Annotated in this window: 7 protein-coding genes; 4 read left to right on the top strand and 3 right to left on the bottom strand. The window is 59.5% G+C overall.

The genetic code is table 11. The features are described from left to right. Positions 1 to 214: 214 nt before the first annotated feature. From WA354_RS04415 to pnuC, 3 genes are read left to right on the top strand one after another with little or no spacing between them, the layout of a single operon-like run. Positions 215 to 2,431, top strand: coding sequence for a TonB-dependent siderophore receptor (locus WA354_RS04415; RefSeq protein WP_472811798.1), 2,217 nt, complete (start codon positions 215 to 217; stop codon positions 2,429 to 2,431). Between the two features lie 24 nt (positions 2,432 to 2,455). Then, positions 2,456 to 3,634, top strand: a complete 1,179-nt coding sequence (locus WA354_RS04420) for a phosphotransferase enzyme family protein (RefSeq protein WP_472811799.1) — start codon at positions 2,456 to 2,458, stop codon at positions 3,632 to 3,634. After that, positions 3,631 to 4,266, top strand: coding sequence for a nicotinamide riboside transporter PnuC (pnuC, locus tag WA354_RS04425; RefSeq protein ID WP_472811800.1), 636 nt, complete (start codon positions 3,631 to 3,633; stop codon positions 4,264 to 4,266). The genes WA354_RS04420 and pnuC overlap by 4 nt, the downstream gene beginning before the upstream one ends. Here pnuC and WA354_RS04430 read toward each other — a convergent pair. Continuing rightward, positions 4,218 to 5,189, bottom strand: coding sequence for a 2-hydroxyacid dehydrogenase (locus tag WA354_RS04430; RefSeq protein WP_472811801.1), 972 nt, complete (start codon positions 5,187 to 5,189; stop codon positions 4,218 to 4,220). The two genes, pnuC and WA354_RS04430, sit on opposite strands and share 49 nt — an antisense overlap. A gap of 129 nt (positions 5,190 to 5,318) precedes the next feature. Here WA354_RS04430 and WA354_RS04435 point away from each other — a divergent pair, with 129 nt between their 5' ends. Next, positions 5,319 to 6,461, top strand: a complete 1,143-nt coding sequence (locus WA354_RS04435; protein WP_472811802.1) for an FUSC family protein — start codon at positions 5,319 to 5,321, stop codon at positions 6,459 to 6,461. On the opposite strand, the gene WA354_RS04440 is transcribed toward WA354_RS04435, so the two are convergent. Both WA354_RS04440 and WA354_RS04445 read right to left on the bottom strand, forming a co-directional pair. Then, positions 6,458 to 7,627 (bottom strand): pyridoxal phosphate-dependent aminotransferase, encoded by a 1,170-nt coding sequence (locus tag WA354_RS04440; protein ID WP_472811803.1) that lies wholly within the window; start codon positions 7,625 to 7,627, stop codon positions 6,458 to 6,460. The genes WA354_RS04435 and WA354_RS04440 overlap by 4 nt on opposite strands. Before the next feature lie 110 nt (positions 7,628 to 7,737). Beyond that, on the bottom strand, positions 7,738 to 8,042 hold a 305-nt coding region (locus WA354_RS04445; protein WP_472811804.1), incomplete at its 5' end, for a HisA/HisF-related TIM barrel protein.

The following is an 8,042-nucleotide window of genomic DNA, read 5'->3' on the forward strand; positions in this document are numbered from 1 at the left end:
ATACCCTCGAACCCGATCCGGATAATGCCGGCGTGGGAAGCTTTCGAAGCCAGTTTGGCCAACTTCTTCCACTCCCAGCACAGACACTCTTGTTTCATGAAAGTGAGAACAAGGGATGCGTGCGCGCCAATCTCCTTCGCGGCAAATCGGCGAAAACTCCTCACCAGGATTGTCGGCAAGGATGTTCCGGCTCGCTAGAGCCCCCCTCTGCTCGATGCTTTTCGCTTCTGCACTCGGCGGATCCTGTGCATCGGCTCAAAACGCAACCCCCTCGCCCGCAAACGCTGCCGCACCGCAGGAGCCAACCACAGGCTCTACCCAGCAAAAGCCGGATCGCGTCACAACCACGGTCGTCGTTCATGGCGATGTCAAAGACAACTACCTCTCGGACAACGCTTCCGGCGGCAGCCTGGACAACACGCCGATCCGCGAGACACCGCTTTCCGTTATCGCACTCTCCAGCGCCCTGATGAGGGATCAGGTTTCGCGCTTGCTTTCAGACGTGGTTAAGAATGACGCATCGGTTGGCGAAGATTACGCGCCCGTTGGCTACTATGGTGACTTCCAGATTCGTGGCTTTCCCATTGATCTTGCGACAGGCCTGCAGATCAATGGCATGACCATCGCCGGCGAGCAGGATGTACCTCTCGAAAACAAGCAACGCGTCGAGATTGTAAAAGGTATTGCCGGACTCGAGAGCGGAGTGGCCTCATCGGGCGGCATGATCAACTACGTGACCAGCGAACCCTACCCCGGCCAGCGTCCGACAATCGATCTGGCTACGGATCAACGCGGCACTGCGTATGGCGCTACGCAGTTCGCCGTCCCGGGGCTTCATGGCGGATCAGGCCTGTTCATCACCGCTGCGGGCGAAGACATCCACACCTATGTCGAGGGCGCTGACGGATGGCGCGGCATGGGAGCGGCAGACGGGCGCTGGCAGCTCGGAGCCAACACGCAGCTCATGACCGACTTCGAATATCAACACAAGGTCGAACGCTCCGAAGCTGGATATCAGTTGCTCGGCGGTACGACCGTGCCCGCTCCCGTTTATCCCTCCGTGATGCTCGGTTTCCAGCCGTGGTCAAAACCGAATACCTTCGACGCCTTCAACACTGGTGCGCGCCTCGAACGCAAGCTTGCTGCAAATTGGAATCTCCGTTTCGCGGGCTCCTACAGCCACTCCCTCATCGACGACAACGTCATCTGGCCCTACGGTCCGGCACTCGATGCAGACGGCAATTCCCTTTGCCCCGCCTCGCCCTACTACTTCTTCTGCCCCGATGGCAGTTACGAAATCTACGACTACCGCAGCCCCGGTGAATTGCGCATCGATGCCCTCGGAGAAGCCCTGGTGCAGGGCCACGTCACCACCGGCAAGGTTAGCCACGACGTGGTCGGCGGCGGCTCACTCTTCCACCGCACCGTGGATCTATCGCCCACGGTCGTGTACGCGCCCCTAGGCGTCGAAAACGTCTATCAACCAAATATCTCCTACGCCCCGGAAGACCCCTACGAACAGGCCGGCCCATCCACGCTCGCCGACTTCGATCACCAACTCTCCGGCATCGTTCAGGAACGCGCTCATCTGCCCGGCAATATCGTCCTGCAGGCAGGCGGCCGCATCGCGCGCGTCACCGATTTCAATTACACCGAGCCTCGAACGTCATGGCTGCCGCAGTATGGGGCCACCTACTCACCCCTGCACGATCTCACCCTCTACGGCAACTACGGCGTCCTTCTTTCTCTCGGTCCGCAGGCTCCCTGGTGGGTCGACAATGCAAACGCATTCCTGGCTCCCTTCATGACGCGTCAGACTGAGATCGGCGCGAAATACGAGCATGCGATTCTGCTGACCGCCGCGATTTTCAGAATGCGCCAGCCCTTCTTCTACCCCAAGATCATTGCAGGCCCCGACGCATTCTGCCCCACCGGCAATCCCGGCGACCAGTGCTTTGAGCCTGAGGGCCACGAAACCCACGACGGCATCGAACTGAATGCGCAAGGCAAAGCTGCAAACTGGATCCAACTCAGCGCTTCGGCCGCAGCCCTCCGCGCCATCTCAAGCGATACCGGCACACCTTCCTTCGACGACAAGCAGGTCATCAACGTTCCTCGTTTTCACTCTGCGATCTTCGCGGACGTCCTGATGCCCCATGCACGGGGGCTGCACGTGATGCCCGGATGGAGTTACACCAGCCGCAAGGAAGCCACTCGCGACGACACTGTAAGCGTCGGCGGCTACAACCTGTTCAACCTCGGCGCACGCTACACACCCGGCGGCGAAAATGGCCGCCTCACCCTTCACCTGTACGCCGATAACATCCTCGACAAGCGGTATTGGAAAGACACGGGAGCAAGCTATGGTGATACCTTCCTCCATCAGGGTGCGCCCACTACGGTCAGGCTTGCTGCCCATTACACGTTCTAGCAGATAGTGACGCAAGGAATTGAGTTGAACGAGACAGCAAAAGCTCACGGATTGGACGGCTCGCTGGTCCAGCCTGACTGGCCACCGTTGACGCTCGACGAGGTCAGCACTCTTCTCGCGAATATACCGTCCGCCGGCGATCCACTCGAAATCTTGTCCGCGAGCCCGCGGCCGTTCTCGGCCGCGAGCATCGTCAGAACGCGCCGTGAAAAAGTGTTTGTCAAACGCCACGCGCGCGCGGTCCGCAATGCCGAAGGCCTCATGGAAGAGCATCGCTTCATGGAGCATTTGCGCGCGAACGGAGTTGGAGTGCCCCCCATCTTCGCAGCCGACTCCGGCAATACCGCGATCGAGATCGGCGAATGGACCTACGAAGTTCACGGAATCGCCGCAGGCCTGGATCTATACGAAGACGCAATTTCGTGGACTCCGTTTCAATCAGTGGAGCACGCGAGTTCCGCGGGTGAGATGCTGGCGCGCCTGCACCTCGCCGCCGAGAGTTACGGCGCGCCGGCAAGGAAGCCGCGCCCGCTTGTCGCGAGCTTCACCATCTTTGCATCGCAGGACGCCCGAGAAGCGCTCGAGCAATATCTCGCAGCACGCCCGGAACTCGATCAGGATGCCCAGACGCGCAGCGACTGCGAAGAGGCACTCACTCTGCTCGCGCCATTCCATGACGAACTGAAGCCAATTCTGCCGTCGCTTCATCCGCTCTGGACGCACAACGACTTGCACGCCTCTAACCTTTTCTGGAGCGACACCACCCCTCACGCCCGCGCCACCGCAATCATCGATTTCGGACTAGCCGATCGCACCAATGCTGTCTACGACATTGCCCAGGCTATCGAGCGCAATATTGTGGTGTGGCTCGTCCTTATGCGCGACCCTAAATGCGGCGAAGAAGTACCCGTGCACCTGGACCACCTCCGGGCCATGCTCGACGGCTACGAGCAAGTCCGGCCTCTCAGCGAGGCTGAGGCCGCTGCGCTCGCGCCCATGCTGGCCCTAAGCCACGTGGAGTTCGCGCTCACCGAAGCCCACTATTTCCTCGGCGTGCTGCACTCAGCAGAAAAGGCTCGCGTCGCCACCAACGATTATCTCGTGGGACATGCGCAATGGTTTCGCGGCCCGGGCGGGCGAAAGCTGCTCGATCCCTTACGCCGCTGGGCCGAGGCGCGCGAAGGCCAGGCGGTGCGCGCATGATCCTTATTACGATTGCCCACTATCTCGCCGCAAACTGGGTCGAACTCGCCGGCTTCATCACCACCGCCGTCGGCATCTGGCTTACTACCAAACGACTTCTCATCTGCTGGCCCGTCGTTCTTGCCGCCGACATTCTCTATCTCGTCGTCTTCTATCGTGCCCGGCTGCTTTCCGACGCGCTGCTCCAGATATTCTTCATCGCCTTCACCCTCTACGGCTGGTGGCACTGGTGGCGCGGCGTGCGCGAAGAAGGTGAAGTGCGCGTAGCTCCCCTGGCACTGTCGAGCCTCGTTATAGCGCTGGTTGTCGGAATCGCCGGCAGCTTCGTGCTCGGAGAATTGGCAAAGCGGCTCCATGCAGCACTTCCTTATCTCGACGCCGCACTCACCAGCTTCAGCCTCGTCAGTAGCTGGTGGCAAGCGCGCAAACACATCGCCAACTGGTGGCTTTGGATCGTGGTCAACCTCGTTTACATCGGCGAGTACATGTATAAGGACCTGTGGCTCACCGCCGTCCTCTACGCCGGCCTCGTCGGTTTGGCCATTCTTGGCCTGCGCGACTGGCAGCGCGCCGCGCGCTCCACTCAAACCGCGGCCTGCACCACGTTGCGCAGCGGTTCTCCAGCCATATAACGCCGCAGTTCGTCGGCTGCAATCTTCAATGAACGCCGCGCAAACTCCGGACTTGACCCGCCTACATGCGGCGTGATCAGCAGGTTCGGGCATGTCCAAAGCGGATGCCCAACGGGCAAAGGTTCAGGATCTGTCACATCCAGCGCCGCACGAATCCTCCTGCTTTGCAACGCCTCGACCAGCGCGTGTGTGTTCACAATCGGTCCACGAGCAGCGTTTACCAGCAACGCCCCTTGCTGCATCACCGAGAACTGCCGGGCATCAATAAGCCATCGCGTCTCCGCCGACGACGGCAGAATCAGCACGATAACCTGGGCCTTAGATAACAAGGCATCGAGTTCCGCCACCGAATGTACCTTGGGATCTTCCCGCGCCGTCCGCGCAATCCGAATCAACTCCACGTGGAACGGCTGCAGCATCCGCTCGATCTCCTTGCCGATCGAGCCGTAACCCACCAACAGCACCGTCTTCCCCGTCAGTTCTTCGAGCATCACCGGCGGATAATGCACCCGTGAATCGCCCGTGATCTGCGCGTATTCCGCGCTCGCCTCAAACCGTCGCTTCCACTCTCCCGACCGCTGGACATCGAGAAATAACGGGAAGTGCTTCAGCATCGCGAGAATCGCGGACAGGGTCCACTCCGCCGTCGAAATATTATGCGCCCCGCGCGCATTGCAGATGGTGACGTGCGGCCCGACCGCCGCAGGAATCCATTCCGTTCCCGCCATCAGCGACAGCACAAGCTTCACGCCGCGCAGATGTGGAAAGATCTGCGTGTTCTTCGTCGGATAGGGATCGGGAATCCACACTTCGATCTCGACATCGTGGTCAAGATCGCGCGGCAGACGAAGCAGCTCGATTCCCGGCGGAAATTCGGAGAGCAGTTCGGCCGATATATTTGCTGAGTATCCAACACGAAGCATAGGCAAAGAAAAATGCGCGGAGATTTGTGATTCTGCCTCTATGCTACATGCTATGCGGTCCAAACTGCGGCACGAACGCTTCGCCAAAATCCATCATGCTGTAACTGAGGAGTTTTTCCGTTCGCTCTCATGCGATTGACTAAAGACAGAACGTGGTCGCAACAGCAGCTGGCGGTCAAACTGCGCGTTGACGGCACCACCCAACAAGGCCTGCTCAACTGGGAGCGCAGGCGGCTCTTCATCGACGCAGCCAAGACTGCTATCGCGGCCGCTCTCTGCTGGTGGATCGCGCTTCGATTTGGCCTGCACGACGGCTACTGGGGGGCCATCAGCGCCATCATCGTCCTCCAGTCCAACTTTGGCGCCACCATCTCCGCCTCGCGCGATCGTATCCTTGGCACCCTCATCGGCGCGGCTTTCGGTTTCGCCTTTTCTCTCTACGGAACACTTCCGTGGAACTTTATTCTCGCCGTAATATCCGCCGTCATTCTCTGTGGACTCCTCGGTCTCCGCAACAGTTCGCGTCTTGCCGGCGTCACCATCGCGATTGTGATGCTGGTGCAGTCAACCGGCGCCCATTGGTTGCTTGCCTTGCACCGCGTTGGCGAAGTGTTTTTTGGCATCGTTGTCGCAGTCGCTGTTGCCACCCTGGTCTTCCCCGATCGCGCCCGCCTGCGACTGCGCGATGGCCTCGCCCAGGAGTTCCTCGTGCTCAATGCCTTCTTCGAAGCTATTTTGGAAGGATTCCGCGGGCATCCCGCAGAGAACCTTGCAGAACTGCGCGAAGATGTTCTCGCCATGCTGCGCGCCAATAACGCACTTTTAGAAGCGTCGCGTAACGAACCCTCCGGCGGTCCCGGCTGGCGGGAAGGCCTTGGAATGCTGGCACAGTTTGGCCGCACGATATTCGATGCCCTCGTAGCCCTTGAACTCGCCGTCCGTGAAAGCCGTGAAGACCATTACGCACAACAACTCGAGCCTGAGCTTGGCGGTCTCGTGGCGGATATCCAATCAGGATTTCAATACCTGGCAAAGTGCATTCACGCCTGGCGCTTTCAGATCGCGCCGCCGAATCTCAATCTCGAAGAAGACATCGCGCAACTCGAAGACCGCATGGCCAGAGTGCGCCACACCAGTTCGAGTTTCTCTCAGGCTGAAATCCTGCGCACCTACGCAGTCCAGTTGCACCTCAAGCAGATCGCCCGGCTGCTGCGCGCATCGCGAGTCGAAACCAGCCGCGCCATGGGCGAAGCACAAACCAAAGAGAACTAACCGAGGAACTTGCGCAATGCCTCCGCGCAATCTTCGATCTCCTTTGTCGTGATCGCATACCCGAACCGGAGATGGCCTTCTCCCTGGGCCCCAAACACCGACCCCGGAATCGTCGCAATGTGCGCCTTCTCGAGCAGAATCTGCGCTGCTGTGCGACTGTTCTTGTGAATCTTCTCGGCATTTGGGAATGCATAGAAGGCCCCGGCGGGCGGCTCGCAATTCAGCCCGACTTCGTTGAGAGCTCCGACCAGCAGATCTCGGCGCTTCCGATACTCTTCGCGATACGCAACGATCTCCGACTCGGGCGTCTTGAGCGCATGAATCATCGCCTGCTGCACAAAGGTGGTCACGCCATTCGTCGAGTAAAGGACTATTTTCCGCAGCGCGGTCATGAAAGGTTCCTTGGCCACCGCGTATCCCGCACGCCATCCCGTCATTGCATACGTCTTTGAGAACGTGAAGCACGTGATGGTGCGTTCCGCCATTCCCGGTAGCGATGCAATGGACACATGTTCGCCGTCGTACACCAGATCCTCGTATGCCTCATCGGCAATCACAATCAGGTCTCGCTCGCGAGCGAATGCCGCCACTTCCTCCGCCTCGGAACGCGTAAACACAAGCCCGCTGGGATTTTGCGGCGTGTTGTAGTAAATCGCGCGCGTCTTGGGTGTTGAAAACTGCTCCAGCGTCTTGCGAATCCCATTGCGCCGCGCCGTCGCGGTCGACACCGACAACGGACGCGCCTGCGTCCCCGTCACCAGGTCGGCAATCGGCGTCCAATAAGGCGAAAAGACCAGCGCGTCATCGCCCGGATCAAGCACGCTTTGAAAGGCGCCGTACAAAGCCTGCGAGCCGCCCACAGTCGCAATTACCTCATCGGTCGTCGCGTTGATCCCATTCTTCGCGGCAAGCTTTTCCACCAGCGCCTTACGCAGCGGCAGCACTCCCGATGACGGCGCATAATGCGTGTAGTTCTCCACCAGCGCCTTCATCGCCGCATACTTGATCCCTTCCGGTGTCTCGAAGTAAGGCTCGCCGCCGTGCAGGGAATGCACCTGCAGTCCCCCCGCCCGCATCTCCATAACTTTGTTGCGAATCTGCACGATATCAGAGAATCCAACCTCATCCAGGCGCTTTGCAAGGCGGATCCCACTTGGTTTCGTCATGGCCTAGGGTCTCTCTTTCGCACACAGTTTTGACTACGGGTGTTTCCAGAATATCCGATGACTTAGAGTGCGAGGCAGAATGTGAGATTCAGTGATGATGCGTTTCAAATTCAGACTGGAAGCAGATTTGTATAGACCGCCATCCCCACTACGGCATCCACTCCCATCGCATCCAGCTCATCGATTTCCTGCTGGCATCGGATTCCCCCGGCCACAATCAGTTGGCGCGCCGTCAATCCACGCAATCGTGAAGCGACGTTGATCGGGAACCCCTGCATCAGTCCTTCACCATCCACGTGCGTGTACAAGTATCCGGCCACATGGAGATCCAGTTGCGGAATTGCCTCGTCCGGCGTCAACGCCACCTGCGCCTTCCATCCCTTCACCGCGATGCGCCCGTTCTTGGTGTCGATTC

The sequence above is a fragment of the Occallatibacter sp. genome (genome assembly GCF_049802275.1).
Lineage (GTDB): Bacteria > Acidobacteriota > Terriglobia > Terriglobales > Acidobacteriaceae > Telmatobacter.

What these genes read in the sequence shown, in the direction of transcription:
- WA354_RS04415 (WP_472811798.1), top strand. Translation starts at nt 215, where the DNA reads ATGCTTTTCGCTTCTGCACTCGGCGGATCCTGTGCATCGGCTCAAAAC.
- pnuC (WP_472811800.1), top strand. Translation starts at nt 3,631, where the DNA reads ATGATCCTTATTACGATTGCCCACTATCTCGCCGCAAACTGGGTCGAA.
- WA354_RS04430 (WP_472811801.1), bottom strand. Translation starts at nt 5,189, where the DNA reads ATGCTTCGTGTTGGATACTCAGCAAATATATCGGCCGAACTGCTCTCC.
- WA354_RS04435 (WP_472811802.1), top strand. Translation starts at nt 5,319, where the DNA reads ATGCGATTGACTAAAGACAGAACGTGGTCGCAACAGCAGCTGGCGGTC.
- WA354_RS04440 (WP_472811803.1), bottom strand. Translation starts at nt 7,627, where the DNA reads ATGACGAAACCAAGTGGGATCCGCCTTGCAAAGCGCCTGGATGAGGTT.